The organism is Streptomyces sp. NPDC006610 (genome assembly GCF_040611575.1).
In the GTDB taxonomy this organism is placed as follows: domain Bacteria; phylum Actinomycetota; class Actinomycetes; order Streptomycetales; family Streptomycetaceae; genus Streptomyces.
In genome coordinates this window covers 33,180-59,622 of sequence record NZ_JBEXOP010000006.1, presented here as the reverse complement: position 1 = coordinate 59,622, position 26,443 = coordinate 33,180, and the positions used below count along the sequence as shown (strand labels likewise).

General features: G+C 73.3%; 29 protein-coding genes. 13 read left to right on the top strand and 16 right to left on the bottom strand.

All coding sequences use genetic code 11. The features are described 5' to 3' along the window. Position 1: 1 nt before the first annotated feature. Positions 2 to 289, bottom strand: coding sequence for a SelT/SelW/SelH family protein (locus ABZY13_RS06905; RefSeq protein WP_356627824.1), 288 nt, complete (start codon positions 287 to 289; stop codon positions 2 to 4). Further along, positions 286 to 1,200: a HipA family kinase gene (locus ABZY13_RS06900; protein ID WP_356627823.1), complete on the bottom strand. Its 915-nt coding sequence runs from the start codon at positions 1,198 to 1,200 to the stop codon at positions 286 to 288. Before ABZY13_RS06900 ends, ABZY13_RS06905 begins: the two co-directional genes overlap by 4 nt. Before the next feature lie 204 nt (positions 1,201 to 1,404). Between ABZY13_RS06900 and ABZY13_RS06895 the strand changes: the two genes are divergently transcribed. Continuing rightward, positions 1,405 to 1,878 (top strand): hypothetical protein, encoded by a 474-nt coding sequence (locus ABZY13_RS06895; RefSeq protein WP_356627822.1) that lies wholly within the window; start codon positions 1,405 to 1,407, stop codon positions 1,876 to 1,878. A gap of 14 nt (positions 1,879 to 1,892) precedes the next feature. On the opposite strand, the gene ABZY13_RS06890 is transcribed toward ABZY13_RS06895, so the two are convergent. Further along, positions 1,893 to 2,150, bottom strand: coding sequence for a DNA-binding protein (locus ABZY13_RS06890; RefSeq protein ID WP_356627821.1), 258 nt, complete (start codon positions 2,148 to 2,150; stop codon positions 1,893 to 1,895). 198 nt (positions 2,151 to 2,348) lie between these two features. On the opposite strand from ABZY13_RS06890, the gene ABZY13_RS06885 reads away from it, so the two are divergent. Next, complete coding sequence (locus tag ABZY13_RS06885; protein ID WP_356627820.1) at positions 2,349 to 3,242, top strand: SDR family oxidoreductase; 894 nt, start codon at positions 2,349 to 2,351, stop codon at positions 3,240 to 3,242. Between the two features lie 91 nt (positions 3,243 to 3,333). Here ABZY13_RS06885 and ABZY13_RS06880 read toward each other — a convergent pair whose 3' ends face one another. After that, positions 3,334 to 3,912: a DNA starvation/stationary phase protection protein gene (locus ABZY13_RS06880; protein ID WP_356627819.1), complete on the bottom strand. Its 579-nt coding sequence runs from the start codon at positions 3,910 to 3,912 to the stop codon at positions 3,334 to 3,336. A gap of 194 nt (positions 3,913 to 4,106) precedes the next feature. On the opposite strand from ABZY13_RS06880, the gene ABZY13_RS06875 reads away from it, so the two are divergent. Both ABZY13_RS06875 and ABZY13_RS06870 read left to right on the top strand, forming a co-directional pair. Beyond that, complete coding sequence (locus ABZY13_RS06875; RefSeq protein WP_356627818.1) at positions 4,107 to 4,334, top strand: DUF2945 domain-containing protein; 228 nt, start codon at positions 4,107 to 4,109, stop codon at positions 4,332 to 4,334. After that, on the top strand, positions 4,331 to 4,675 hold the full coding sequence (locus tag ABZY13_RS06870) for a DUF3140 domain-containing protein (RefSeq protein WP_356627817.1): 345 nt from the start codon (positions 4,331 to 4,333) through the stop codon (positions 4,673 to 4,675). The genes ABZY13_RS06875 and ABZY13_RS06870 overlap by 4 nt, the downstream gene beginning before the upstream one ends. Here ABZY13_RS06870 and ABZY13_RS06865 read toward each other — a convergent pair. Then, complete coding sequence (locus ABZY13_RS06865) at positions 4,657 to 6,192, bottom strand: IucA/IucC family protein (RefSeq protein WP_356627816.1); 1,536 nt, start codon at positions 6,190 to 6,192, stop codon at positions 4,657 to 4,659. The genes ABZY13_RS06870 and ABZY13_RS06865 overlap by 19 nt on opposite strands. A gap of 130 nt (positions 6,193 to 6,322) precedes the next feature. Between ABZY13_RS06865 and ABZY13_RS06860 the strand changes: the two genes are divergently transcribed. The 3 genes from ABZY13_RS06860 to ABZY13_RS06850 are packed head-to-tail and all read left to right on the top strand — an operon-like array spanning position 6,323 to position 9,966. Next, the gene (locus ABZY13_RS06860; RefSeq protein WP_356627815.1) at positions 6,323 to 7,816 is read left to right on the top strand and encodes an IucA/IucC family protein; all 1,494 of its coding nucleotides are present in this window, start codon (positions 6,323 to 6,325) and stop codon (positions 7,814 to 7,816) included. A gap of 60 nt (positions 7,817 to 7,876) precedes the next feature. Continuing rightward, positions 7,877 to 9,148, top strand: coding sequence for a VWA domain-containing protein (locus ABZY13_RS06855; protein WP_356627814.1), 1,272 nt, complete (start codon positions 7,877 to 7,879; stop codon positions 9,146 to 9,148). Further along, complete coding sequence (locus tag ABZY13_RS06850) at positions 9,148 to 9,966, top strand: hypothetical protein (RefSeq protein ID WP_356627813.1); 819 nt, start codon at positions 9,148 to 9,150, stop codon at positions 9,964 to 9,966. Before ABZY13_RS06855 ends, ABZY13_RS06850 begins: the two co-directional genes overlap by 1 nt. Before the next feature lie 48 nt (positions 9,967 to 10,014). Here ABZY13_RS06850 and ABZY13_RS06845 read toward each other — a convergent pair whose 3' ends face one another. Next, positions 10,015 to 10,641, bottom strand: coding sequence for a winged helix-turn-helix transcriptional regulator (locus ABZY13_RS06845; RefSeq protein ID WP_356627812.1), 627 nt, complete (start codon positions 10,639 to 10,641; stop codon positions 10,015 to 10,017). An 81-nt stretch (positions 10,642 to 10,722) separates the two neighbouring features. On the opposite strand from ABZY13_RS06845, the gene ABZY13_RS06840 reads away from it, so the two are divergent. Genes ABZY13_RS06840 through ABZY13_RS06825 form a run of 4 tightly spaced genes read left to right on the top strand, consistent with a single transcriptional unit; the run spans position 10,723 to position 13,731 of the window. After that, positions 10,723 to 11,931 (top strand): pyridoxal phosphate-dependent aminotransferase, encoded by a 1,209-nt coding sequence (locus tag ABZY13_RS06840; RefSeq protein WP_356627811.1) that lies wholly within the window; start codon positions 10,723 to 10,725, stop codon positions 11,929 to 11,931. A gap of 28 nt (positions 11,932 to 11,959) precedes the next feature. Then, positions 11,960 to 12,562 (top strand): histidine phosphatase family protein, encoded by a 603-nt coding sequence (locus ABZY13_RS06835; RefSeq protein WP_356627810.1) that lies wholly within the window; start codon positions 11,960 to 11,962, stop codon positions 12,560 to 12,562. 52 nt (positions 12,563 to 12,614) lie between these two features. Further along, positions 12,615 to 13,250: a hypothetical protein gene (locus tag ABZY13_RS06830; protein WP_356627809.1), complete on the top strand. Its 636-nt coding sequence runs from the start codon at positions 12,615 to 12,617 to the stop codon at positions 13,248 to 13,250. Positions 13,251 to 13,308: 58 nt separating this feature from the next. Next, positions 13,309 to 13,731, top strand: coding sequence for an acyl-CoA thioesterase (locus ABZY13_RS06825; RefSeq protein WP_356627808.1), 423 nt, complete (start codon positions 13,309 to 13,311; stop codon positions 13,729 to 13,731). Positions 13,732 to 13,883: 152 nt separating this feature from the next. Here ABZY13_RS06825 and ABZY13_RS06820 read toward each other — a convergent pair whose 3' ends face one another. The 6 genes from ABZY13_RS06820 to ABZY13_RS06795 all read right to left on the bottom strand — a co-directional run bounded on the left by ABZY13_RS06820 (position 13,884) and on the right by ABZY13_RS06795 (position 17,916). Further along, positions 13,884 to 15,278: an 8-oxoguanine deaminase gene (locus tag ABZY13_RS06820; protein ID WP_356627807.1), complete on the bottom strand. Its 1,395-nt coding sequence runs from the start codon at positions 15,276 to 15,278 to the stop codon at positions 13,884 to 13,886. Positions 15,279 to 15,336: 58 nt separating this feature from the next. Beyond that, entirely contained in the window at positions 15,337 to 16,239 is a 903-nt protein-coding gene (gene pucL, locus ABZY13_RS06815) for a factor-independent urate hydroxylase (protein WP_356627806.1), read from the bottom strand. Between the two features lie 7 nt (positions 16,240 to 16,246). Next, entirely contained in the window at positions 16,247 to 16,651 is a 405-nt protein-coding gene (uraH, locus tag ABZY13_RS06810; RefSeq protein WP_356627805.1) for a hydroxyisourate hydrolase, read from the bottom strand. Beyond that, complete coding sequence (gene uraD, locus ABZY13_RS06805) at positions 16,648 to 17,163, bottom strand: 2-oxo-4-hydroxy-4-carboxy-5-ureidoimidazoline decarboxylase (RefSeq protein WP_356627804.1); 516 nt, start codon at positions 17,161 to 17,163, stop codon at positions 16,648 to 16,650. The genes uraH and uraD overlap by 4 nt, the downstream gene beginning before the upstream one ends. 139 nt (positions 17,164 to 17,302) lie before the next feature. Continuing rightward, positions 17,303 to 17,671, bottom strand: a complete 369-nt coding sequence (locus ABZY13_RS06800; protein WP_356627803.1) for a helix-turn-helix domain-containing protein — start codon at positions 17,669 to 17,671, stop codon at positions 17,303 to 17,305. Next, a complete protein-coding gene (locus ABZY13_RS06795) occupies positions 17,668 to 17,916 on the bottom strand; it encodes a hypothetical protein (protein ID WP_356627802.1) in 249 nt (82 codons plus the stop codon). Before ABZY13_RS06795 ends, ABZY13_RS06800 begins: the two co-directional genes overlap by 4 nt. Before the next feature lie 210 nt (positions 17,917 to 18,126). Between ABZY13_RS06795 and ABZY13_RS06790 the strand changes: the two genes are divergently transcribed. Both ABZY13_RS06790 and ABZY13_RS06785 read left to right on the top strand, forming a co-directional pair. After that, on the top strand, positions 18,127 to 18,696 hold the full coding sequence (locus tag ABZY13_RS06790; RefSeq protein ID WP_356627801.1) for a TIGR04222 domain-containing membrane protein: 570 nt from the start codon (positions 18,127 to 18,129) through the stop codon (positions 18,694 to 18,696). A gap of 62 nt (positions 18,697 to 18,758) precedes the next feature. Further along, on the top strand, positions 18,759 to 19,178 hold the full coding sequence (locus ABZY13_RS06785; RefSeq protein WP_356627800.1) for a hypothetical protein: 420 nt from the start codon (positions 18,759 to 18,761) through the stop codon (positions 19,176 to 19,178). Between the two features lie 103 nt (positions 19,179 to 19,281). On the opposite strand, the gene ABZY13_RS06780 is transcribed toward ABZY13_RS06785, so the two are convergent. The 4 genes from ABZY13_RS06780 to ABZY13_RS06765 all read right to left on the bottom strand — a co-directional run bounded on the left by ABZY13_RS06780 (position 19,282) and on the right by ABZY13_RS06765 (position 26,381). Continuing rightward, entirely contained in the window at positions 19,282 to 20,388 is a 1,107-nt protein-coding gene (locus tag ABZY13_RS06780) for a lytic polysaccharide monooxygenase (protein ID WP_356627799.1), read from the bottom strand. 163 nt (positions 20,389 to 20,551) lie between these two features. Next, positions 20,552 to 22,765 (bottom strand): glycoside hydrolase family 6 protein, encoded by a 2,214-nt coding sequence (locus ABZY13_RS06775; RefSeq protein WP_356627798.1) that lies wholly within the window; start codon positions 22,763 to 22,765, stop codon positions 20,552 to 20,554. A 143-nt stretch (positions 22,766 to 22,908) separates the two neighbouring features. Beyond that, positions 22,909 to 25,119, bottom strand: a complete 2,211-nt coding sequence (locus ABZY13_RS06770; protein WP_356627797.1) for a glycoside hydrolase family 3 N-terminal domain-containing protein — start codon at positions 25,117 to 25,119, stop codon at positions 22,909 to 22,911. A 134-nt stretch (positions 25,120 to 25,253) separates the two neighbouring features. Beyond that, positions 25,254 to 26,381 carry a cellulose binding domain-containing protein gene (locus tag ABZY13_RS06765; protein ID WP_356627796.1) on the bottom strand — a complete coding sequence of 376 codons (1,128 nt, stop codon included), beginning with the start codon at positions 26,379 to 26,381 and terminating at the stop codon, positions 25,254 to 25,256. Positions 26,382 to 26,443 lie beyond the last annotated feature (62 nt).

Below are 26,443 nucleotides of genomic sequence, written 5' to 3'. Positions count from 1 at the left end.
CTCACCGCTCCGAGTGGCCCAGGGTCCTGCCCGGGGCCACTCGGTCGCGTACGGCCCGCTTCACCGCCGTCGGCTCCGGGAAGCCCTGCTCGCGGCGGTCCCACACCACCTCGTCGTCGACGCGGACCACGAACACGCCGCCCGTGCCGGGTTTGAGGGCCAGCTCGGTCAGTTCCGCCTCGAAGGTCGTCAGCAACTCCTGGGCGAGCCAGGCGGCGCGCGGCAGCCAGCGGCACTGGGTGCAGTACTCGATCTGGACGCGACGGGGGTTCGGGGGGTTCTGGGTCATCCCAGGTGCACCGACCAATCCTGTTCCGCGGCCGGCTTGCCGTGCAGGTCGGGGACCCGCTTGAGCCAGCTCGGCCGTCCCTGCCGGGTCCGTTGCGCGCGCCGGGCGTCCTCGGCGGCGAGTTCCTCCCGGGTGGGGAAGTCGGTGGGCAGCCACGCCGCGGAGGCGCGCACGCGCGCGTGGAGGTGATCGACGTACGCGTCGCGGGCCTGCTGTGGGCTCTCGAAGCCGGGCTCCTCGGCGAGCCAGGCGTCGGGGACGGCCGCGGTGACTTCGCGCAGCAGCTCGCGGGTGACGCGGGGCGCCAGCTCGGCGTCGGCGGCGCGGACGTCGGGCGCGTACCGGCCGAGGGCGTGGTGGCGGAAGTCGTAGGCCTTCGCCGGGTCGGAGCCGTCCCAGCGGTGGTGGAAGACGAGGGCGGCGCCGTGGTCGATCAGCCACAGCCGGGGCGGGGCGACGCCGGCCGTGGGCCACACCAGCAGGTTGGAGCTGTGCACCGTCCGGTCGACGTTGACGGTGAGCGCGTCGAGCCACACGATCCGCCCGGCCTCCACCGGGTCGACCGGGAACACCTCGGCGACCTCGGGCGTGAAGTCCATGGCGCCCGGCAGGTGGTCCATGCCGAGGTTGATCCCGGCGCTGGCCGCGTGCAGGCCGCGCACCTCCTGGTGCGGCTCGTCGGCGGCGATGGCGGGGTCGAAGCGGACCAGCACCAGCTCGGGGAAGCGCAGTCCCAGGGCGCGGGCCAGCTCGCCGACGACCACCTCGGCGACCAGCGCCTTGCGGCCCTGCGCGGAGCCGGTGAACTTGACGACGTAGGTACCGAGGTCGTCGGCCTCGACGAGCGCGGGCACGGAGCCGCCCTCACGCAGGTGCGTGATGTAGCGGGTGGCGGTGACCTCGGTCAGCATGTTCTGCAGCCGGGAGTGACGACTGGCACGCTGGATCCCCCTGTCTCCCGAGCAGTCCGGCGACTGCGGTGTGCCCCGGGCCCCCCGCCTGGGCCGACGGGGAGGCCGTAACCGAGCGTACAGCCGGCCGTGGGTGCCCGGTGGCCCGACCGGGGTACACGCTCCCTCGCCTGCACCGCACCGGCAGGCCGGAGAGGAGTGGTCATGACGGAAGACGCGCGCAGCGGGGGCGACGGGCCGGACGAGGCGCACCGCCGTCCGCAGGGGGTGGACGACGCGACGGTGGAGGCGCTCGGATCACTGTCCAAGGCGCTGGAGACGACGGAGCGGGCCCGCGGGCACCTGTACTCGTTCCACCAGCTCACCGGCACGGCCGACCTTGAGCTCGACCGCGCCGTGGAGCTGCTGCGCAAGGCGGGCCACCCCGAGTGGGCCGACCGCGTCGAGACGGAGGTCCTGGGCCGCAACGTCATCCCGGGACACTGGACGTTCCAGATCGTCGAGGCGTACGACCGGACCTACTACGAGGCGTTCAGGAGCCTGCAGCGCGAGGCGGTGGAGCGGCTCGCCCAGGGGCGCGACCACCTGCACGAAGCGGAGATGAAGGAGGCCCGCCGGACCCGGAACCACCCGGACCACACGGCTCGCCCCGACAGCCCCGGGCGCCGGAACCGCTGACGGACGCCGCTCTCCTACCGGGTGTCGCCGTGGAGGTACTCGGTCAGGGCCCTGCCCGGTTCGAAGACGGCGGAGCCGCCGTCCGCGCGGAAGCGGCCGAAGCTGCCGACCGCGACCGTTTCGCCGTCCTTGAGTCCTTCGGCGATGACGCCCGCCGAGTCGACCGTGCCGAACAGGGCGTCGATCACCCGCTCGGCGTCCTCGGGCAGGATCTCCTGCCCGCTCTGCGCGGCCTTGCGTGCGCCGGCCTCGGCCAACTGAGCCTTGTCCATGTCTCGCCCTCGCCTCCTGTCCGGTACGGGTCACCGTGCCCCATGGGAGCACCGCCGCCCGGTCCGCGGGCGCAGGCGTGCCGGGGGACCCCTGATCGGCCTACGCGCCGATTGGCTCGGCCGAGCGCGCCCGGAGTGCCGACGGCGTCGTCCGCGCCTACCGTGGGCGCCACGAGCGCCCGGTGAAGGAGCCGCCCCATGTCCATGTCCGCGAGTCCGCTGAACGGACGTACGGCTGTCGTGACGGGTGCGGCGCGCGGGCTGGGCGCGGCGCTGGCACGGGACCTGGCGGCCCGGGGCGCGAAGGTGGCGCTGCTCGGCCGCGAGGAAGGAGCCCTGAACAGGGTGCGGGACTCGTTGCCGGGGACGTCCGCCTGCTGGGAGGTCGACGTCACCGACGACCGGGGCATGGCGCGGGCCGGCGCCCGGATCCGTGCGGAGCTGGGGCCGCCGTCCGTCGTGGTCGCCAACGCGGGCGTCGCCGAGGGCGGTCCGTTCGGCGCGTCCGACCCCGCGGTCTGGCGCCGGGTGGTGGAGGTGAACCTCGTCGGCAGCGCCGTCACCGCCCGGACGTTCCTGCCGGACCTGGTCGGCACCGCGGGGTACTTCCTCCAGGTCGGGTCCCTCGCGTCCATCGGCGCGGCCCCGATGATGAGCGCGTACTGCGCGTCCAAGGCGGGGGCCGAGGCGTTCGCCCACGCGCTGCGCGCGGAGGTCGCGCACCAGCGCGTGGGCGTGGGGATCGCCTACATCAACTGGACGGACACCGACATGATCCGGGACGCCGACCAGCACGCCGTGCTGCGCGCGCTGCGCGGCCACATGCCGCCGCCGGCGCGCAAGGTGTACCCCGTCGCCCATGTGGCCCGCCGTCTGGTCACCGCGATCGAACGGCGCCGTCCGTCGGTGTACGTCCCCGGCTGGCTGCGGGCGACCCAGCTGGTGCGGGCCGCGATGCCGCCGGTGGTCACCATGCTGTCGCGCCGCGAGTTGCCGCGTCTGGCCGCCGTGGAGAGCTTCGAGGCGACGGGTCTGCTCGGCGCGGGCGGCCGGGCGGCCGGCGGAACCGGCCCGCGCCCGGCCCACGACTGAAGGCGCCGGCTGCGGCGGTGGGGGCGTCCGTTCGCCGACCCGCCCGGAATCCGGTGCCCGTGCCGTTGCGCGGTCGGCCGGACCGGCCGTGTCAGGGCTGGTCGCGGGCCTGTTCGGCAGCACGGGCCGCGGCGCCGCTCTCCGTCGTGGCGCCACTGGTGCTCAGCACGCCGCCGCCGGACTCCAGGTGAGCCCGGACGAACCACTGGAAGAGCTCCAGGCCGCGCAGCTGTCCGATGAGCATGTCCTGCGTGACGGGATCGAGGGTCTCGGTGGCCTCCATCGCCTCGCGGTGGTCCTTGATGACGTTCGTGTACACGAGGTCGAGCGCGCCCAGGTGCTCGATGGCCTCGGCGCGGCCGATCGAGTAGTCGTCCCAGGTGCGCGCGGCCACCAGCGCGCCGGGAGTGCCGTTGGGCTCGCCGCCGAGGGTGGAGATCCGCTCGGCGATGTCGTCGGTCATGGAGCGGACCTCCTCGACCTGGGGGTCGATCATCTCGTGCACGGCGATGAAGTGCGGACCGACGACGTTCCAGTGGACGTGCTTGAGGGTCAGGTGGAGGTCGTTGAGGGAGTGCAGCCGCATCTGCAGCAGCTCGATGATCCGCCGGCTGTCCTCGGTGCTCATTCCCGGCACGGTGTACGAGAGGGACGGATGCTGTGACGGCACAGTGGCGCTCCTTGCCTGGTCGGACGCTGGGACGGCCAGCCAAGCAGGCGCCGCGGCCGGCACGGCGCCGCACCCTCCGCGGCCCGCCCGAGGCCACCGGTGTGGAGCACAGCGAGCGGCCCGTGTGGACGCATCCCGGGCGGGACTGGACGATCCTGGGGTGAGTGGGGGCCGTGTCGGCGAAGGGACGTGCCGTGTCCAGGAAGGACGACATGAAGAAGGGCGAGGCCGTCTCGTGGAAGAGCCACGGACGGGAGGTGGCCGGGAAGGTCAAGAAGAAGATCACGGACCGCACCCGGGCGGCCGGCCGCACCGTGGACGCCTCCGAGGACGACCCGCAGTACGAGGTGGAGAGCGACAGGACCGGCCGCTCGGCCGTGCACCGGCCCGGGGCCCTGCGCAGGAGGGGCAAGGGCGCGTGACGCCTCCCGGACGGCGGGACGACGACCGGGACGGGACTCTCGCCGCGTTCCACGAGGCGGTCAACATGACCGCCGGCGAGCTGGAGAAGTGGCTGGGCAGCGAGGAGTCCCGCGGCGCCGGGCAGAGCGACGGCGGTGAGAGCGTGGGGCACGCTTCCGGACGGCGCATCGTCGAACTGCTGCGGACGAAGAAGTCCCAGCTCGGCGACGACGACATCGCCCACATGCGCAAGGTCGTCGGTTACGTCCGTCGGCACGTCGCACAGCGCCCCGGCGGCGACGTGTCGGACACCCGATGGCGTCACTCGCTCATGAACTGGGGTCACGACCCCTTGAAGTAGCGGGCGTCCCCGTCGAGCAGCGGGTTGGGCAGCGGGCGGTAGCGGGAGTCGGCGCCGTCCGCGCCGGTCCAGCGCAGCAGCAGGTTGGTCTTGGCGGGGAGCGTGGGCGCGGTGAGCAGGGCCGCGGCCTCGGGCAGGTCGGGGCGGCGGGCGGCGGCGAGTTCCGCGCGGGCGGCGGGCCAGGGGTCGAAGCCGGGATGGCGTTCCGCGAGGGCCTCGGCCAGCTCGACCAGGTGGTTGACGACGAGGCAGTACACGAGCCGCTCCCAGCCGGCCCGCCGCGACGTCTCCGGCAGCAGCTTCACGCCCTCCACGTCCCGGAACAGCGCCTGCACCGGCGTGCCGTCGGCGGCGCACGCGATCAGGGAGTTCTGCAGGTGCGCCTCGAGGACGACGCCGTGCTCGGCGAAGGCGGTGAGCACCGGCGGGACGACCTGGCGCAGATACGCCCGCCACCAGCCGGCGGGATCGGCCGTGGCGTCGGGCGGGCTGCCCGCGAACCCCTCCACCAGGCCGGCGGCGAGGTAGGGGGTGGCGCCGGGCAGGACGTGGTCGCGCACGCCGTCGCGCACGACGACGGCCAGCTGTTCGAAGGCGAAGGAAGCGGTGCGGTAGCCGCGGTCGGAGAGCCAGGCGGCCGGGCCGGGCAGCGCGGCGAAGGCGGCGGTGACGGCGGCGTCGGTGCGGCGCAGCTTCAGCAGGTCGTGCCGCCACAGTCGGCGTACGTCGTTGGTGATGCGCACGTCCAGGCTGAACTTCAGGAACAGCTCGGCCCCGGGCACGTACACCGTGCGGACGGCGGCCGTGGGCCAGGCGGGGGCGGCGGTGGCGCCCAGCCGGATCAGGCGGCCGTCGGCGAAGGCCGCGGCCAGGTCGGGGGCGGCGAGGTCGAGCTGCCAGGGGTGGGCGGGCAGCAGCCGGTAGCCGGGCGGGGCCTCGCCGAGGGCGTCCAGCGCGGAGGTGTCGCCGTCGTCCACGACGGTGTCGGCGCGCACGCCGAGCAGGGTCAGCGGGAAGCGGGCGTGCGCCTCGGGGGCGTAGGGCAGCCAGTCGGCGGCCGGGCCGCCGCCGCGGGTCTTGGGGGCGGGGTGGTGGGGGTGGCCGGTGATCAGGGACTGCTCGGAGCGCAGATAGGGATCGTCGGGCGGGGTGGCGCGGGCGCGGGCGGCGAGGATCGCGGCGACGGCGTCGCGGCTGTCGAGCATCTCGGCGGGCAGCTCGTGGTTGGGCAGGCCGGTGTGGCCGCGCAGTTCCTCCGCGACGAGCGCGACCAGGCCGGCGTGGTCCAGGCGCCGCCAGCGGCCGGACTCGTGGACCTCGGCGGCGGCCGGGCGGCGCGCTCCGCGCACCCGCAGCAGCCGGCCGGCGGCGGGCAGCCGGTGCAGCCCCGGTTCGCCCGGCGCCGGGCGGGCCAGCTCGCGCAGCAGGCAGTTCAGCAGCGGTGCGGCCGCGTACGCGTCGGCCAGGCCGTCGAGGCCGTCGCGCTCGGCGGCGTCGCCGCCTGCGGCTGGGGGCATGAGATCTACGCGTTCCACTCGTTCCCTACGGTTCTTTCGTGCGCGTTCCGTGCGGAGACGATCAGTATCGCGGTCGTCGTCGCCCGCCGGGACCGCGCGCCCGTCCCCTACCCGTACGGAGGAACCGCCCGTGCACCGTCCCCCGACCGCCGAGGCCGAGACCGCCGGCGAGCTGGCCGCCGTCCGCCCGGACCTCGCCGCCCGGTACGCGGCCGAACTGCCCGGGGCGCGCGCGGCCGTGCTGACCCGGCTGTGGCGGGCGCTCGCCCACGAGCCGCTGCCCTGGCTGGCGGGCCGCGTCCGGGACCGGGACGGCGTCACGCTGCTGCTGCGCGACGGCCGCCGGCTGCGCGGCCCGGTCCCGGACCCGTACCGGACGGACGCGTACGTCACCGCCGTACGGCTCGACCGGGAGGTGTACGACCGTCCGGCCCGGCTGATGGCGGACCTCGCCGTGCCGCACGGTGCGGGCTTCGCCGCGGAACTGGACCACGGCACCGCCTCGTTGGCGCTGTCCCGCGCCGCGCAACCGGCTCACCCGGAAGAGTGGCCGGCGGTGGACTGGGAGTGGGAGCAGCGAGTGGTGGACGGGCATCCGTTCCACCCCAACTGCCGTTCCCGGCCGGGTTTCTCGGTGGCCGAGCAGCTGGCGTACGCGCCCGAGCACCGGCCGCTGGTGGGGCTCGGCGCGGTGCCGGTGCCGGGGGAGGCGTGCCGGGTGGTGGGCGCGTGGCCCGCGCAGCTGCGGGAGGCGGGGCGGGTACTGGTGCCGGTGCACCCCTGGCAGGCGGCGCATGTGCTGAAGCGGCCGGGCGAGCCGGTGCTCGACGGGCATCCGCTGATGTCGCTGCGGACGCTGGCGGTGGACGGCCTCGGGCACGTCAAGACCGCGCTGAGCGCCCGGTTGACGTCCTCGGTGCGGGACATCTCGGTCGGGTCGGTGACCGCGTCCATGCGACTGTCGTCGCTGGGCGAGGAGTTGGCGGGGCGCACGGACGGGCTGCTGCACGTCACCCGGACGCTGGGCGCGGTGACGGACGGGACCCCGGACCTCGCGGCGGTGCTGCGGGAGTCGCCCCAGCGGTACGCGGCGCCGGGGGAACGGGTGCTGCCGGTGGCGGCCCTGGCGGCGACCGGCCTGGCGGACTCCCCTCAGTGGCTCGGCGACTTCGCGCGGCTGGCGCTCACCGTGGGGCTGCGGCTGCTGGAGCTGGGGGTGGCGCTGGAGGCGCACGGGCAGAACCTGCTGGTGGTGCTGGCGCAGGACGGCGCCCCGCTGCGGCTGGTCTACCGCGACCTGGCCGACATCCGGGTCGGCCCGAAGCGGCTCGCGCGGCACGGCGTCCCGCTGCCGGAGCTGCCGGCGCGGATCCTCACCGACGACGTGACGGCCCTGCGCCGCAAGCTGTTCGGCTCGCTGGTCGCGGGCGCGCTGGCCGGGGTCGCCGGGTCGGGGCCGGCGCTGGGGGCGGCGCTGGAGAGCGCCGTACGGGATCTGCCGCGCACGCCCGATCTCACGGCGCTGCGCGAAGAGCCGCTGCCCGCGAAGGCGTTGACGCTGATGCGGTTGTCGCCGCGGACGCCCGGGGACCAGTGGACCGAGCTGCCCCGGCCGATGCGCTGAGCCGCGGGGGCCCGGGCCCGCGTTTTGGTGCGCCACGACCCAGGTCAATAGGATCCGCCGATGATCACAAGAAAACGGCGGGCGGCAGGGGCATTCGGCCTGCTCGCCGCGCTGGCGGCCGGGATCGCGCTCCCGGCCCCGGCGCTCGCCGACGAGACCACGGCCACCGCGCCGAAGGTGAACCTGGTCCTGGACGTCAGCGGTTCGATGCGGGCGCGGGACATCGACGGGCAGTCGCGGATGGCGGCGGCGAAGCAGGCGTTCAACGAGGTTCTGGACGCCACCCCCGAGGACGTGCAGCTCGGCATCCGCACGCTGGGCGCCGACTACCCCGGCGACGACCGCAAGAAGGGCTGCGAGGACACCGCGCAGCTCTACCCGGTGGGCCCGCTGGACCGCACCGAGGCGAAGGCGGCGGTGGCCACCCTGGCGCCGACCGGCTGGACCCCGATCGGCCCGGCGCTGCTGGAGGCGGCCGACGACCTCGACGGCGGCACCGGCTCCAAGCGCATCGTGCTGATCAGCGACGGCGAGGACACCTGCGCCCCGCTCGACCCGTGCGAGGTCGCCCGCGAGATCGCCGCCAAGGGCGTCGGACTGACCATCGACACCCTCGGCCTGGTGCCCAGCACGAGGATGCGACAGCAGCTCAGCTGCATCGCGGAGGCCACCGGCGGCACGTACACCTCCGTCGAGCACACCGACGAACTCACCGACCGCGTCAACCAGTTGGTGGACCGCGCGGCCGATCCGGTGGTCACCCCGGTCGCCGTCGAGGGCGCGGACTCCTGCCCCGAGGCGCCGGCGCTGAAGTCGGGCCTGTACACCGACCGCGCGGAGTTCGGGCAGCAGCGCTGGTACCGGGTGGACGTCCTGGCCGGCCAGGAGCTGCGCGCCTCGGTGAGCCTGGCGGCGGACCGGGCGGTGAACCCCGACTACGGCGTGCTGCTGCGCGCGGTCACCGTGCGCGGCCGGGAGATCGTGCGCGGCGAGGCCGCCGGCCACGGCCGCACGGACGTGCTCTCCACCGGGCTGCGCTACCCGAAGCCCGAGCGGGACGACGACGACAGCGACAAGCCGGCCGCCGAGACCGTCTGTCTCCAGGTGACCGGCTCGTTCTCCGCCGCCCCGGGCGTCAGGACGACCCCGGGTCTGCCGCTGGAGCTGACCGTCGACGTGGTCGACGGACCGTCGGACGCGGGGGACGTGGCCTCGTTCGGCCTGGGCCGCGGCTGGTGGCTGCTCGGCGTACTGGTCCTGACCGGCTTCCTCGCCGGTCTGCTGTGGGGCTGGCTGTCCCGCTGGCGCGTCGCGGTGTGGAGGGCAGGCTGATGAGGACCGTACGAGCATGGGGCGCGGCCGCGCTGCTGGCGCTGGGCCTGTCGGCGTCCCCGGCGTCCCCGGCCGCCGCCGACTCCAGCCCGTCCCCGGGCGCCTCCGCGGACGGCGCGGGGCCGACGGAGGCGGGCACGTCGTTCCGTACGGCGGCCGAGGTCGAGGAGGGGCGGACGGCCACCGCGGACGCCTCCGCCGGCGACTACCTGTACTGGTCGTTCGCGGCCGACGCCGGCCGGCGTCCCACCGTCCGGGCGACGGTGAAGCTGCCGCAGGCGCACGCGGCGCAGACCTGGCAGGTCGACGTGTACGACGGCCTGCGCCGCCGCCAGGCCTGCCGGTACGGCGCCCAGACCCGCACCGCCGCCCCGGACGCGTCCTCGGTCGAACTGGCCTGCGTCCTGCGCACGGTGCGGGCCTGGTCCGAGCCGTGGGCGAACGACCCGCTGCCGGGCACGTACTACGTCCGGCTGACGGTGGTGGAGCTGGCCACGGCCGACCGGGGCCTTCCGGTGGGCGCCGAGGTGCGGGTGGAGGCCGAGGACATCGGCGGCCGGGCGGCGGTCGACGGCTCGCTCGCCGAGCCGCTGGTGCCGGGGATCGCCGTCACGGCGCAGGAGGACGAGTCCGGTGACGCGTCCGAGGAGGCCGTGCTCTCCGGCATCGAGCCGGAGGACGGCTGGACGTCGGGCTGGTGGTCCGACCGCTGGGTGTGGACGGCGGCCGGGGGCGTGCTGGCCGCGCTCGCGGGCGTCGGCGGTTACGCGCTGACCCGCGGCTCGGGACGCCCGCCGAGGGTCCCGCCGGCCGCCTGAGCCGCCGGTGGGAGGCAGGGCCCGGCGTGGGTTCGCGCCGGGCCCTCCTCATGCCTCCCGCAGCGCCTTGGCCACCGTCCCGTCGCCGGTCACCGTGACCCGCCCCGCGCGCACCGCCTCGGCCAGGCTCAACTCCCCGCTCGCGACGGCCGTGACGGCGCCGGTGTCCAGCACGAGCCGGGCGTCGGGCTCGGCCGGGGCGGGGCCTGCGCCGTACACGGGACCGTCCTGCGCGCCGACGTACAGATGGAAGTCCCCCTCGTCCAGGCGCACTTCGACCAGCCCCTCGCCTTCCAGCAGGCGCAGCAGCGGCAGCGCGAACCAGTGGGCGCGCAGCGCGTCGGTGGGCCGCCGCTCGCCCAGCTCGGAGCGCCCCCACTCCCCCAGCGCCTGCAGCACGGGCAGCAACTCGCGCCCGCGTGAGGTGAGTTCGTAGACGTAGGCCGCCCCGGGCGGCGGAAGCCGGCGGCGGGTGGACAGGCCGTCGCGTTCCATGTCCTTCAGCCGGGAGGCGAGGACGTCCGTGCTGACGCCGGGCAGGTCCGCGTGCAGGTCGGTGTAGCGGCGGGGGCCGGCGAGGAGTTCGCGGACGATCAGCAGCGTCCAGCGGTCGCCGACCGCGTCGAGGGCGCGGGCCGCGGAGCAGTACTGGTCGTAGCTTCGGCGAGGTGGCATGCGACGCAGTCTAGACATGTCGTTGGACTTTCCAAGCAGGTACTTGGTAAAACCAAGCAACACCAGATACCGGAGGGGCGCATGGAGTTCCGGCAGTCGAGCAAGCTCAGCGAGGTCTGTTACGAGATCCGCGGCCCGGTGATCGAGCACGCCAACGCCCTGGAGGAGGCGGGGCACAGCGTGCTGCGCCTGAACACCGGCAACCCGGCCCTCTTCGGCTTCGAGGCGCCGGAGGAGATCGTCCAGGACATGATCCGGATGCTGCCGCGGGCGCACGGCTACACCGACTCGCGCGGGGTGCTCTCCGCCCGCCGCGCGGTCGCCCAGCGCTACCAGACCCTGGGCCTGGAGGTCGACGTCGACGACGTGTTCCTCGGCAACGGCGTCTCCGAGCTGGTCTCCATGGCCGTGCAGGCGCTGCTGGAGGACGGCGACGAAGTGCTGATCCCCGCCCCGGACTTCCCCCTGTGGACGGCGGTGACGACCCTCGCCGGCGGCAAGGCCGTGCACTACCTGTGCGACGAGCGGGCCGACTGGTACCCGGACCTGGACGACATGGCGTCGAAGATCACCGACCGCACCCGGGCCGTCGTCCTCATCAACCCCAACAACCCGACGGGCGCGGTCTATCCGAAGGAGGTCGTCGAGGGCATCCTCGACCTGGCCCGGCGGCACGGACTGATGGTCTTCGCCGACGAGATCTACGACCAGATCCTGTACGACGACGCCGTGCACCACTCGGCCGCGGCGCTCGCCCCCGATCTGGTGGTCCTCACCTTCTGCGGACTGTCCAAGACGTACCGCGTGGCCGGCTTCCGCTCCGGCTGGCTGGTGGTCACCGGTCCCAGGCAGCACGCGAAGAACTACCTGGAGGGCCTGACGATGCTGGCCTCCATGCGGCTGTGCGCCAACGCCCCCGCGCAGTACGCCATCCAGGCGGCGCTGGGCGGCCGGCAGTCCATCCGGGAGCTGACCGCGCCCGGCGGCCGGCTGCACGAGCAGCGCGACGTGGCGTGGGAGAAGCTGAACGAGATCCCCGGCGTGTCGTGCGTGAAACCCAAGGGCGCGCTGTACGCCTTCCCGCGCCTGGACCCCAAGGTGCACCGCATCCACGACGACGAGAAGTTCGTCCTCGACCTGCTGCTGCGGGAGAAGATCCAGGTCGTCCAGGGCACCGGCTTCAACTGGCCGACGCCCGACCACTTCCGCATCCTCACACTGCCGCACGCGGACACCCTGGAGACGGCCATCGGACGGATCGCGCGCTTCCTGGGCGGCTACCGCCAGTAGCCCCCGCCGTGCGCATAGCCTGTGCCGCATGGGTGATCTCTTTCTGGTCCGGCACGGCGAGACCGAGTGGTCCCGCTCCGGTCGGCACACCGGTCTGACCGACGTCCCGCTCACCGAGCGCGGCCGTCAGGAGGCGCGCCGGCTGGCGCCGCTGATCCGCTCGCACCGGATCGGGGCCGCGTTCGTCAGCCCGTCGCAGCGGGCGCGGGAGACCGCCGAGCTGATCGGTCTGACCGAGGACGTGCAGATCGACGCGGATCTGCACGAGTGGGACTACGGCGCCTACGAGGGCGTCACGACCGTCGAGATCCACCGCACCCGGCCGGACTGGTTCCTGTTCACGGACGGGGTCGAGGCCGGGCCGCCGGAGCGTCCGGGCGAGTCCCCCGAGCAGGTCGGGGAGCGGGCCGACCGGATGCTGGCCAAGGCGCACGCCGCGCTCGCCAACACCGAGGGGTGCGTGGTCCTGGTGGCCCACGGGCACTTCCTGCGCGTGCTGACCGCCCGGTGGCTCGGGCTGCCGCCGTCGTCCGGGGCGCTGTTCCAGCTGGCGACGGGCACGGTGAGCCGGCTGGGCGCCGAGCACGCCCGGCCGGTCGTCGCGGCGTGGAATGTCAGACCCACGTCGTAGCCTTCCGGCAGACGGTCCCGCCAGGGCCGTCCGCACCGGGAAGGAGCACGCCGTGACCCGACCGCCGACCGCCGCGCAGCGGCGTGTCATCGACGCCGCCGATCCCGTCACCGGGCGGCTGAAGGGCACTCAGGCACAGCTCGCGGCGCTGGTGCGGCGCGGGCTGGCCTTCCGTCACCCCAGACCGCCGCACGACCACTTCCTCACGCCGGCGGGGCACCGCCTGCGCGAGACCCCGCCGCAGGCGCCCCCGCCCGCCGCGCCGCCCCCGCCCCAATCCTCCGGCGGCGTGTTCGCCGCCCGCGTCGGCGGCGAGGACGACCCCCCGCCGTCGGGCCCGGCCCGTACCCGCGAGGTGAACAGCGCCTGGCAGGGCCTGCTGGAGCTGCGCCGCATGACCAACCCCGACGGGGCCGTCGACCGGCCGTGCGGCTGGGAGCGCACGCATCTGGTGCGGGCCGCCGCGCTCGCCCTGGAGGCGGCCGGGCACCCTCCCGCCGGTCCCGGCGCCGACGGCTACCGCGTCCGCGCCACCCCGCAGCCGGACGCCGTCGCGGTGCACGGACCGGACGACGGATCGCTGCGAGCCTGTGCCGCGACCCTGGAGGAGGCCGGCTGGCAGGTCGGCGAGCACACCGATCCCCGCAGCAGGACGCGCTATCTGCTGGCTTCCCCGCGCCGGGTGTGAGCGGCGTGCCAGGATCAGTGCACAGGACACCGATTCTCGCCGAGAAACAGGGGAAGCCGTGAGCGAGCCGTTTTCCGTCCGGGTCACCGTGCGGGGTTACGAGACCGACGTACAGGGCCATCTGAACCAGGCCGTGTACCTCAACTACGCCGAGCACGCCCGCTGGTCGCTGCTCCAGGCCGCCGGCATCACCCAGGCGGGCCTGACCGGCACGGGCATCGGCCCGGTCGCTCTGGAGACGACGATCCGCTACCGGCGCGAACTCCTCGCCGGCGACGAGGTCGACGTGACGTGCGCCTTCGAGTGGGGCGACGGCAAGACGTTCCGCATCGAGCAGACCATCCGCAGGACGGACGGCACGGTCGCCGCCGAGGTGAGCGCGGTCGGCGGCCTGCTCGACCTCGCGGAGCGCCGCCTGGTGGCGGACCCGCGGGAGCGCTTCAGGAAGCTGGCGACGAAGCCGGAGCTGTTCGGTCTCTGACGGCTGCCGGGGATCGGACCGGGCCGCGGACACGGCGTGGGCGGACGCGGCGTACCGCACACGACGTACCCGCGCGCCCGCCGGACCCGAGTACGCCGTATCCGCACGCGGCGTACCCGGACACGGGGTACCCGCACCCGGCGGAAACCCGCTCAGTGCCCGGCGATCCCCGCCAGCCGCCGTGCCTCGGCGCGGGTCGAGCGGGCGATCGCCTCCTCGTCGACCGTCAACAGCCGGCCGTCGGCGACGATCTGGCGCCCGCCCACGAACGATGCGGTGACCGGGGCCGCCGCGCCGAGGACCAGCGCGGTCACCGGGTCGGCGATGGAGGCGTGGGCGAGGGTGTCCATCCGCCACAGCACCAGGTCGGCCAGCTTGCCGGGCTCCAGCGAGCCGATCTCGTGGGCCCGGCCGAGGACCTGGGCGCCGCCGTGGGTGCCGAGCCGCAGTGCCTGCCGGGCGGTCAGGGCCGCCTCGCGGTGCGGGCCGAGGCGGTTGACGAGCAGGGCGTTGCGCAGTTCGGTGTGGAGTTCGCCGGACTCGTTGGAGGCGGTGCCGTCGACGCCGAGGCCGACGGGGACGCCGGCGCGCAGCATGTCGGGGACGCGGGCGATGCCGGCGGCGAGGCGGGCGTTGGAGGAGGGGCAGTGGGCGACGCCGGTCCGCGTCCGGGCGAACGCGGCGATGTCGGAGTCGTTCATGTGGACGCAGTGGGCCATCCACACGTCCTCGCCGAGCCAGCCGGTGGACTCGAAGTAGTCGGTCGGGCCCATCCCGAACAGCTCGTGGCAGAACTTCTCCTCCTCCACCGTCTCCGAGCCGTGGGTGTGCAGCCGCACGCCGAGCCGGCGGGCCAGCTCCGCGCCCTCGCGCAGCAGTGCGGTGGAGACGGAGAAGGGCGAGCAGGGGGCCACGGCGACCTGGGTCATGGCCCCGAAGGAGGCGTCGTGGTGGGCGCCTACCGTCTCCTCGGTGGCGGCCAGCGCGCCCTCCAGGGTCTCGACGGCGAAGTCCGGGGGCAGGCCGCCGTCCTTCTCGCCGCGGTCCATGGAGCCGCGGGCGAAGGTGAGGCGGACTCCCGTCTCGCGGGCGGCGCGGATGATCGCGCCGGACAGGTCGCCGGTGCCGCGCGGGAAGACGTAGTGGTGGTCCATGGCGGTGGTGACGCCGCCGCGGGCCATCATCGCGAGCGAGCCCTGGGCCGCCGCGTACACCATCGGCTCGTCGATGCGCGCCCAGGTCGGGTAGAGGGCGACGAGCCAGTCGAAGAGGTTGTGGTCGGTGGCCAGGCCGCGGGTGATCCACTGGTAGAAGTGGTGGTGGGTGTTGACCAGGCCGGGGGTGGCGAGGTGGCCCGAGGCGTCGATGCGCCGCGTCACGTTCCGCAGGTCGCGGGGGGCCGGGCCGGGGCCGAGCGTCTCGACGCGGTCGCCGGCGAGGACCAGATGGCCGCGGGCGTGCTCGGTGTCGTGGGCGTCGACGGTGGCGATCGCGCAGTTCTCGATGACAGTGCGCTGCGGTGGCGCGGAGGCGGAGGGTGCTGCCATGGTCGTCCTTTTCGCTCTGGGGCTTCGGCGGATCCCTCGGGACGTGGGGAGGAACGTCTCAGAGATGGGTGAGGTCCACCGGAATCCGCGCCTGGCAGCCGTCGCGCAGGACGGTCGCCTCGATCAGCCCGTAGGGGCGGTCGGCGGCGAAGTACACCTCGTTGTCGTTCGTCAGCCCGAACGGCTCCAGGTCCACCAGGAAGTGGTGCTTGTTCGGCAGGGAGAAGCGGACCTCGTCGATCTCGTCCCGGTTGTCGATGATCCGCGCGCCCATCCGGTACAGCGTCTGCTGGAGCGAGAGCGAGTACGTCTCGGCGAAGGCCTCCAACAGGTGCCGCCTGGTCCGCGCGTACGACTCGTCCCAGTCGGGCGCCTGTTGGGCGTCGTCGGTCCAGTTGAACCGCCAGCGGCCGGTGACCTGGGTGGCCAGGATGCGGTCGTGGGCCTCCGGGAGGGTCGTGTACTCGTCCTTGGCGTAGCCCCGGAACTCGGAGTCGGTCGAGTTCATCACGACCAGGTCCTTCAGTCCGGAGATCACCTCCCACGACGAGCCGTCGAAGGTGATCCGGGTCAGGCGGGTCTCCTTGCCGCCGCGGACGAACGAGTGCTTCTTCCCGCCGGTGGCGGGGGTCTCGATCCGCTCCCAGGCGTACTCCTCGATGCGGATCCGGGCGCGGTGGATAGGCTCCTGGGAGGTGACGAAGTGGCGGGCGAGGTGGATGCCGAACTGCTCGGCGGACTCGATGCCGTGCTCCTTGGCGAACGCGTACACCGTGTTCTTCATGGTGTCGGTCGGCAGGACGTTGGCGTTGGAGCCGGTGTAGTGGACCTCGTCCATGTCGCCGCTGAGCGACACGGAGACGTTCAGGTCCTTGATGTGGTGGACGGCGCCGTCCCGCGTGATCTTGACGACTCGGTTCTCGGCCTTGCCGTACTGGTTCTGGGCCAGGATCGTGGGCATTCTCTAGCTAGCTCCCTCGGTATACGGAGTAGCCGAACGGGTTGAGCAGCAGCGGCACGTGATAGTGCTCGCCCGGCTGGACGGCGAACGTGATCGCCACCTCGGGGAAGAACACGGCACGGCCGCCGTCCCGGTTCGCGGGGGCGTCGTGCCGCGCCCCGGCTCGTTTCTTCTCGAAGTAGGGCTCGACCGCGAAGTCGAGCCGCACCTGGGTGGTTCCCTCCGGCAGGGCCGGCAGGTCCGTGCACCGTCCGTCCGCGTCGGTGGTGGATCCGCCGAGCGCCGTCCAGTCCGCGTCCCGCCCCGGGCGGGCGGCGAGGTGGACGGCGACGCCCTCGGCGGGGCGGCCGGCGCTGGTGTCCAGGATGTGCGTGGACACGGAGGCGGGGGTGGCCAAGTTGCTGGTGTTCATGGTCGGGCGTCCTCGACGAGTCGGGCCAGGCGGATGCGGTTGATCCTGCCCAGTTCGGTGCGGACGATCTCGCGTTCCCGCTCCGGCGTGTTGCCGAGCCGTTCCCTGGCCGCGTCCCGCATCTCCTCGGCGGTGCGGCCGGTGGCGCAGATCAGGAAGACATGGCCGAACTTCTCCTGGTAGGCCAGGTTCAGTTCCAGCATCTGCTCCCTCAGCTCCGCGGAGGCGCCGGCCATGCCGCGCTGTTCGCGGGCCGAGGCCGGGTCGCCGGGCGTGGGGCGGCCGATCGGCGGGTGCCCGGCCATCGCCTCCGCGAGGTCCCCGTCGGTCAGCGCGGCCGTGGCGGCGTCGCCGGCGGCGTAGAGGTCCTGGGGTGTGGCGTAGGGGCGGGCGGCCAGCAGCCGCCGCGCCCAGGCAGCGGCGGCGCAGACCTCGTGGAGCGCGGCGAGGGCCGCGCGCTCCTCCAGGTCGTTGAGCCGGGCCAGGCCCGGCGGCATGGGGGTGGACGTCACGGAAGCCTCCGTGGCCGCGAACGGCCGTCGTGCTGAACGGGCGTGCCGACAGCTAACGCCCTCCGCACAGAGGAGGTCAACAGTTTGTTGAAAATTCGGCGTTACGCCGGCCGGACGGGTGACGGCCGACGCCCGGGGCTCAGGCGCCCTTCTCCCGGTTGAGGTAGTTGTAGACCGTGAAGCGGCTGACCCCGAGCGCGCTCGCCACGGTCTCCACACCGTGCCGCACCGAGAAGGCGCCGCGCGCCTCCAGCACCCGTACGACCTCCTGCTTGGCCTTGCGGTCCAGCTCGGCCAGCGGTTTGCCGCGCTTGCGCTCCATGGCGGCGAGGATGTGATCGAGGGAGTCGGCCAGCTGCGGCAGCCGTACGGCGACGACGTCGACGCCCTCCCAGGCGAGCACGACGTCGTCGGGCCCGGCTTCGTCGGGTGGGAGCATCTCCCCGCCCATGGCGTCGACCAGGGGTTTCACCGCCGCGACGAACGGCTCGTCGCCGGCGCCGGTCACTCGGCCTCTCCGACCACGTTGACCTGGAACGAGATCCGCGTCGCCCCGGCTTCGAGGGTCCTGCGCAACAGGGCGTCCACGGCGCCGAGCACCGCGTCGGCGCCTCCTTCGACGGTGTTCCCGAACGGCCCGACGTCCACCGCGTCCAGCTCGGCCGCGCCGATGACCTCACGGGCGACCAGGGCGTGCGGGGGCGCCTCGTCGAGATCGAAGGGCTCGGTCGTGAATTCCACTCTGAGTCGCACCCGCTCAACCTAACGCCCGGTTCCGGACGCGCACGACCCCTGGCGGGTCCTCCCCGGCTACACCAGCGGTCGTAGCCGGCGTACGGCACCCTCAAATGAACCTCTGAACCGGTGTCGTGAGGCTTCAGGCAGCCCCCCGAGCGGGCACATCCTGGTCATGCGGGGCCCGCCGGCACGGGGGCGGCGGGCCCCGCGCACGGGGGTGACGCCATGGACGACGGGCCGGCGATCCGGCTGCGGCCGCACGAGATCGCACTGCTGCGGGGCGGGCCGCGCGCCGCCGTCACCGTCGCCGTGGTGGCCCTGCACCTGAAGGGCATGATGGTGGCCGGCCCGGCGGGCTTCCTCCACCCGCCCGTCTCGGACGCCGTGGAGCTCCCGCCGCTGGAAGCCGCGGTCCATGCCTCGCTCGAACAACAGCCCTGTACCTTGCGCGAGTTGGCGAAGCGCCCGGACGTCCGCCTGGCCGTCGCCCTGATGCGCGTCCCGCTCGCGGAGGCCGGGCTGCTGCGCTACCCGTTCCTCGGCCCCACCCGCACCGCCCGCCTCCGGCTGCGCGACCTGCGGCGGGGGCTGCCCGTGCCGCGGAGCGGGCGAGGGCTGACCGATCATGCCAAACTGCTCGCCGTGGCCTTGCACGGCGAGGCCGGACTGCGTGCGGTCGTCCCGCGCTTCGCGCTGCGCGCCGGGCTCATCCGCCGGGTGGAGGGCGCCGACCGAGGGCTGCTCAGGCACACGGGCCGCAACCCGTACTCCGGGGGCGGGGACGCCGGCGACTGACGGCGCCCGCCGCCCACGGCGACCGACGGCCGCTCCATGACGCCGGCACGCCCTGCGGCACGGTGCTGAGCATCGCGGTCGCGCGGCGGGGGACGGCGTCCGGTCCCGAGGGAAGCGCCGCCCGCGTGCTCACCGCGCTCGACGCGGTCATCGCCGCCGCGGCGCATCTGCACCGGCCCGGCCACCGGGACATCCGCCGCGCCGAGGGGCACCGGCCCGCCGACGCCGGGCTCACCGCGCCGGGTCTGCCGGCCGGGGTGGAGCCGCCGGCCGAGCCGGTGACGGAGCGGGACGTGGAGTGCCTGTGGCCGGCGGCGACGGCGCGGGCGGAGGCCTGCGTGTGTTTCTCGGTCGCCGGCCATACCGACGCTGCCCGCGTCCGCGCCGACGCCCCGGGCGTCCCGCTGTTCGTCCTCGGCCCCACGGGCGCCGCCCTGCCGGTGAACGGCCTCGCCGAGCGGCCGCCCGCCGACGGCGCCTGACCACCCGGACGCACGACAGCGCCGGCTTCCCGAGGTGCGGAAGCCGGCGCTGCCCGGTACGACTACGGATTGCCGCAGTGCGACCACGAGTTGACGCGTTCGACTACGGGTTGACGCAGTCGATCGTGCCGGCCGGGAAGTTGTTACCGGTCGACGTGGCCGTGAAGCCGAAGGTGGTGCTGCCTTCCGGTGCGATGGTCCGGTTGTGGTCGACGTTCTTGACCGTGACCGTTCCGTCCGAGGCGGTGCTCAGCGAGCCGTTCCAGACACTGCTGATCTTTGTGCCCGTGCCCGGCTTCCACGCCACGGCCCAGCCGTTGCGTGCCGTCGTGCTGTGGTTCATGACCTGGACGGAGCCCTGGAAACCGCCGTTCCAGGAGTTGGTCACGTTGTAGACGGCCATGCACCCGGTGTGCGGGTCCGGCGTCGGGTCCGGGGTGGGGTCCGGGGTGGGAGTGGTCGGGTCCGGGGTCGGGGTCGGAGTGCTGCCCGAGCCGCGGATGCCGGTGACCTCGCCGTTGCCGCCGTCGAAGACGATGTCGGAGCAGGAGAAGAAGTTCTCCTGGCTGTCCGACCGCACCCACTGGATGAACATCATGGCGTTGCCCGAGCGACCCGAGGGCAGCGTCAGGTCCCAGTAGTAGTGGCCGCCGTCCGAGCCGACCGAGCCGGACTGGGGCGGGTTGGTGACGGTCTGGATCAGCTCCAGGTCACCCCAGCCCAGCGGGGAGGTCGGCGAGTAACCGGGCTTGGAGATGTACACCTTGAACGAGCCCGGGTGCGCGGCCCAGTTGCTGTGCCGGATCCGGATCGTCTTGCCGGCGGTCAGGTGCGTCTTCGGCCAGTCCGCGCGAGCGGCGTTGTACCCGGTGAAGTTGTACGGCGACCGGTCGCCGGCGCTGCACAGCTTGCCGTCCGGCACGTAACCCGGGCCGCGCCCGCCCGCGTTGGAGTCGAGCACCGCGAACCAGTTGTACAGCGAGGTCGCGCCGCTCTCGGCGAGGGCGGCCTTGCACGCCGGGTTGGTCGGGTCCATGGACCCGGTGGTGGTCTTGGCGTCCAGGTAGCAGAGGTAGGTCCGCGAGCCGGGCATCATCGTCACGCCGTGCGCCTGCGCGTTGCCCTGGCCCAGCAGGGCCAGACCGATGCCGCCGAGCAGCGTCGCGAAGACCGCCGCCAGCGATATCAGTCTCTTCTTGGGTCGAGCCATTGTGGTGTCTCCTGTGCTGTGTGGGGCTTTGGGCTTTCCTGCCGGGTGTTACCTGTCTCCTTGCGGCTCACAGTCGGTCGTGTCCGTCGGTTGTTGGAGCCCCCGCCCGTCCGGGGAGGACTCCTCCGGACGGGCGGGGGGATCTGGGGAGGGCGGGTGCGGATCAGGCGGGCGGAGCGCCCCAGGCGAGCGTGGTGCCCAGGTAGGCGGGGATCGCCGGGGCGTCGGCGTAGGCCGTGGCGGTCGTACGGCTGTAGTCGTTGGCCTCGTTGAAGGCCGACCAGTCGGACTTGGCCATGCGCAGCTGGATGTCGCCGCTGTCCCGCCCGGCGGCGAGCGAGCCGGCGGAGAACCCGACCTCGAGGTAGGCGTCCGCGCCGGCCACCGGCGTGCTCAGCGGGACGACCCGGAGCTTGACGTTGGCGCACCCGACGGCCGCGTAGTCGCAGAAGGCGCGGACGTCGGTCGAACCGCCGTCACGGGTGAAGTAGTAGCGGGCCGTCACCTTGGTCAGGTCCAGCGCGGCGGTGCCGGTGTTGGCGATGCGCAGGCCGGGACGGATCGCGTTGTCGGTGGCGGAGGCGTCGTTGTTCTTGTAGCGGACCGCGACGCCGCCCGTCGGGTCGGGACCGCCGCCGCCCGCCTCGGTGGTGACGCTCAGCGCGGCGGAGGCCGCGGAGACGTTGCCCGCGGCGTCCCGGGCGCGGACGGTGTAGCTGTAGGCGGTGGAGGCGGTCAGGCCGGTGTCCGTGTACGTGGTGCCGCTGACCGGCGTCGTGTTGACCTTGGTGCCGTTGCGGTAGACGTCGTAGCCGCTCACGCCGCGGTCGTCGGTGGAGGCGGTCCAGGAGAGCGAGACGCTGGTCGCCGTCTTCGCGGTGGCGGTCAGGCCGGTCGGCGCGGTCGGGGCGGTGGTGTCGTCGCCGGGGCCGCCGCCGCCGTCGGTGGGCACGGCCGGGTTGGCGTTGCGGACCAGCATCGAGAACTGGTTGTGGAACCAGTGCCCGGCCAGCGGCGCGTCGGGCATGGCGCCCGTCTTGCTGTTACCGGCGCTGGGCGCGGTGTAGTCCGGGTCGCACATCGGGTCCTGGCGCTTGCCCTCGTTGTTCGGGATGTCCTCGCTCGCACCGTCGGACTCCCCCGGCGGCTTGACCCACAGGAAGGCGTCGAGGTGCGTGTAGCCGGCCGGGGCGGCCTGCGGGGGCTGGCCGATGCCGGCGCCGTTCACGTTGCACCACAGACCCCGGTGCGCACGCCGGTCGACCTTGGACTCGGCGACGTAGGTGTCGACGTTGGTGCTGGTCGACTCGGCGGTGGGCCGGCCGGCGCCGCCCCATCCGTTGCGGGAGGTGTCGATCACCATGCCGGTGTTGGCGGACCAGCCCTGCGCGACCAGCGCGCGGTGCACGTTCCTGGTGAAGTCGGCCTCGTCGAAGTTGGGGTTCCACTCGTAGTACTTGCCGCCCTTGACCATGGTGCCGCCGACCGTCTTGTCGGGGTTGGTCAGGAAGGGCTCGTCGAGCGGCGTGTAGTTGGAGACGTTGGTGATCAGGCCGTCGACGCTGTTGGTGCCGGCGATGGTGCCCTTGGCGACGTCCGTGTACAGCTGCACGGTCTGGGTGAGGTTGTTCTCCCAGCCGAGCCAGCCGGAGTGGGCGAAGTCCAGGTACGTGTAGACGTTCGGGATCGCGTGCAGCTTGTCCAGGGCGTACTGGACGGCCTTGACGTACAGGCCGCTGCTCTTGGCCTGGGCGCACTCCGGGTCGGAGAGGTTGGTGACCAGGTTGGGCAGGCCGTCCGGCTCGATCACCGTGGTGATGCGGATGTCCTGGTACTTGGGGTTCTTGAAGACGTTCGCGATGACGTCGATGTACTCGGTCTTGTAGCGGTCGAGACCGGCCTGGGTGAGGGGCAGTTCACCGTTGGACGCCAGGGCCGCGCAGTCGCGGCCGGGCAGGTCGTAGACCACGATGGTGGCGGTGATCGGCTGCCCGGGCTTCTTCTGCGCGAGGGCCAGGTCGAGGTGGTCGGCCAGGCTCTTGCGGTTGTCGTTGTTGGCGCCGCCGTGGATGGCGGCGATCCGGTCCAGCCAGACGGCCGTGGGGTAGTTCTTGACCGTCTCCATCTTCGCTTTGAGGGTGGCGTCGGTGGTCTGCGCGATGGAGGTGTTCACCCGGGTCGCGTAGTCGGGGTTCACGTAGAACGTGGCCCCGGCGAACGGGTTGTCGACGTGTGCCTCCGCCGCTGCCGCGGGCTGCCCCGCGACCTGTCCGGCGACCCCCAGGAGCAGGGTCGCCAGCGCGGTGGCCAGGACCGCCGGGCGTCGTCGACGCGACAGGCGCGGGCGCGCGGAGGCGGATCTGGTCGGGTCGGTCATCGTGCTCTCCTCGGTTGTACGGGTGCGGGTGGTGCGGTCGTACGTCAGGAGGTGCGGTCGTACGTCTGTGAGTGCGCGTGCATCGGCCGGCGCGGTCGTGCGGGTGTGAGCCGCGCTCGTGCGCCGGCCGGCGCCGTCGTACGTCAGGTGCCGGTGCACTGCGGGGCCGGCGTGCCCGCCGAGCCGTTCGCGGTGAAGCCGAACGTGGTGGAGGCGCCGGGTGACAGGGCGCCGTTGTGGGCGGCGTTGCGGACGGTGGCGCGCCCGGAGGCGACGGTCAGCGTGCCGTTCCAGAGGTTGTTGATGGTGGAACCGCCCAGGTCCCAGGCGACGCTCCAGCCGGTGAGCGGGCCGGTGCCGGTGTTCTTGACGGTGACCTCGGCCTGGTAGCCGCCGTTCCAGGCGGAGGCGACCTTGAACTGCGCGGTGCACGCCTTGGGCGCGGGCTCCGGGTCCGGGTCGGGCTCGGGGTCCGGGTCGGGGTTGGCGCCGTAGGTCAGTCCGTGTCCGAAGGGGAACAGCGGGGTCTTGCCGTCGCCGTCGTTGATCGGCTGCTGGGAGGCGCTGCGCATCCACGTCATGGGCAGCTTGCCGGTCGGGGCGTGGTCGCCGAAGAGCACGTCGGAGACGCCGTTGCCCTCGGTGCCGGGCAGCCAGGCCGCCAGCAGGGCCTTCCAGTCGGGCAGTTGGGCGGCGATGTCCAGCGGCCGGCCGGAGACCAGGACCACGACCACGGGCACGCCGCTAGCCTTGAGCCGGGCCAGGGTGCTCAGGTCCTCCTGGTCCAGGCCCATGCCGTTCGGCCGGTCGCCGCGCATCTCGGCGTACGGCGTCTCCCCGATCACCGCGACGGCGGCGGTGTAGCTGCCGTCGATGCCGTTGCCGTACCGGTCGTAGGTGATCCGCGAGGGGTCGGTGGCCGCGGCGCGGATGCCCTGGAGGATGGTGGTGCCGTCGGTGACGGGGCCGCTGCGGCCCTGCCAGCCCACGGTCCAGCCGCCGCTCTGGTTGCCGATGTCGTCGGCGGACTTGCCGGCGACGAACAGCTTGGCGTTCTTTGCCAGCGGCAGGACGCCGCCGTCGTTCTTCAGCAGCACCTGCGACTCGCGCACGGCCTCCCGGGCGAGCGACCGGTGCGCGGCGGAGCCGACGGTGGAGGTGTAGGAGCGGTCCGTCAACGGCCGTTCGAACAGGCCGAGCTGGAACTTCTTGGTGAGGATGCGCCGGTTGGCGTCGTCGACGCGGGCCTGGGTGATCCGCCCGGCGTTCACCTCGCCGCGCAGCAGGGTGAGGAACTTCTTGTAGTCGTGCGGGATCATCACCATGTCGACGCCCGCGTTGACGGCCGTGGTGATCTCGGCGCCCGTGAAGCCGGTCTGCCCGTCGAGCTGGTCGACCGCGGCCCAGTCGGACACGACGAACCCGGTGAAGCCCAGTTCGCCCTTGAGCACGTCCGTGACCAGGTACTTGTGGGCGTGCGACCGGACGCCGTTCCAGCTGCTGTACGACAGCATCACGGACCCCACGCCGCGGCGCACCGCCTCCCGGAAGGGGGGCAGGTGGATGGCGCGCAGCTCGGCCTCGGTGAGCTGGGTGTTGCCCTGGTCGACGCCGCCGGTGGTGCCGCCGTCGCCGATGTAGTGCTTGGCGGTGGCGAGCACCGAGGCCGGGTCGGCGCCGAGGGTGCTCCCCTGCAGGCCGGTGACGAACGTGGCCATGGAGGTGGGCAGTTCGGGCTTCTCGCCGAAGGACTCGTAGGTGCGGCCCCAGCGGTCGTCGCGGGCCACGCACAGGCAGGGCGCGAAGTCCCAGTCCATGCCGGTGCCGGCCATCTCCAGGGCGACCGCGCGGCCGATGCGCTGCACCAGCTCCGGGTCGCGGGTGGCGCCGAGTCCGATGTTGTGCGGGAAGATCGTGGCGCCGCGCACCGCGTTGTGTCCGTGCACCGCGTCGATGCCGTAGATCATCGGGATGCCGAGCGGCGTGCCGAGGGCGGTGCGCTGCAGGGAGTCGTAGGTGTCGGCCCAGGTCTGCGCGTTGTTGGGGCTGACCGTGGAGTCGCCGCCGGAGAGCACCGAGCCGATGCGGTAGGTCGCGAGGTCCGACTGCGGGACCAGGGCGTCCTTCTCGACCTGGGTCATCTGCCCGAGCTTGTCGTCGAGGGACATGCGCGACATCAGGTCGGCGACGCGGTCCGCGACGGGCAGCGACGGGTCCTGGTACGGCAGCGCGGCGGCGGACGCCCGCTGTTCGGCGGGCGGCGCGGCGGCGGTCAGGCCGGTGACGCCGAGGACGGCGGCGCACAGCGCGGCGACGACCGCGCGGCGGCGGGGTGGGGCGGTGCTCGGGCTCATGAGCGGGGCCTTTCCGGGTGCGGCCGGAGGTGCTGGGGAGCGCGGGGGAGGTGTTCCGGGGCCCGCCCCCCTGTCGGCGCAGGGAGAAGAGGGGGCGGGTCCCGGAACGTGCGGGTGCGGTGGTGCCGGTCAGATCACGAGCAGGGGGTGCCGTTGAGGCTGAACCCGCTCGGCTGGGCGAACGAACCGCTGTAGGTGCCCTGGAAGCCGAACGACTGGCTGGCGCCGGCCGCGATCCGGGCGTTGTGGGCGACCGGGGTCGCCGTCACCGCGCCGGAGGACGGCGAGACGGTCGCGTTCCAGGCGCTGGTGATCCGCTGTCCGGAGGGCAGGGTGAAGGTGAGCTTCCAGTTGTCGACGGCGGTCGTACCGGTGTTGGCGACGGTGACGTTGGCGGTGAAGCCGCCCGACCAGACGCTGGTGCCGTAGGTCACCTTGCAGGCCGTCGTCGGGTTCGGCTCCTCACCGGGGCCGCCGGGGTCGCCGAGGTTCACGGACGACGAGAAGGAGTTCACCGCGAGCCCGGCGCCGTTCTGCCACGGCTCGAAGCCGGCCTGGACGCTCGTCAGGTACCAGTTGTTCTGGGCCATTCCGCGGCGGACGGTCTCGTCCACGAAGTCCATGACGTCGAAGCTCCAGCTGGCGATCGCCGAGGGGGCGACGAAGGAGATGACGTCGTTGGAGCCGTTGCTGCCGGTCCACACCTGCCAGGTGCGCCCGCCGACGGTGGCGGTGCCCACCTGGGAGCCGATCGGCTGGATCGAACCGACCTTGTTGAACCAGATCATGATCTCGGTCCGGTTCACCCCGTCCTTCTTGGGGGTCGGGTCGAGCCAGATGTCGTACGAGGCGTTGTAGACGGCGTTGCTGACGTAGCCGTACGAGATGCTGCTGGGCGCGCTGGCGATGTTGCTGACCTGCGCCGGCAGGTTGGTGCCCGGCGAACAGTTGGTGTAGTGGCAGCCGTTGAAGATGGAGGGGTACGACTTCGGGGCGCCGTTGGTGGGCACGGAGCCGTCGGCCGTGGTGAGCCGGAAGCCCGTGTCGGTGGCGGTGACGCACTGGGTGGCGGTGGTGCCCCAGCGGTTGTTCTGGACGACGTAACGGCCCTGGATCGTGGTCGACCCGAACTGGTCGCAGATCAGGGTGTCGGCCTGGGCCGCCGGCGCGGCGGTCATGAGGGCCGCGACGGTGGCGAGAGCGGTGAGGAGCGCGCCGAGCAGGGCGCGTGCCGTGCGGGGGAGGTGCGGTGTCGGTCGCATGCGGGGGGCCTCTCAAGAGGGACAACCGGAACGGGTGACAGAAAAATCGGGAGCGCTCCCAA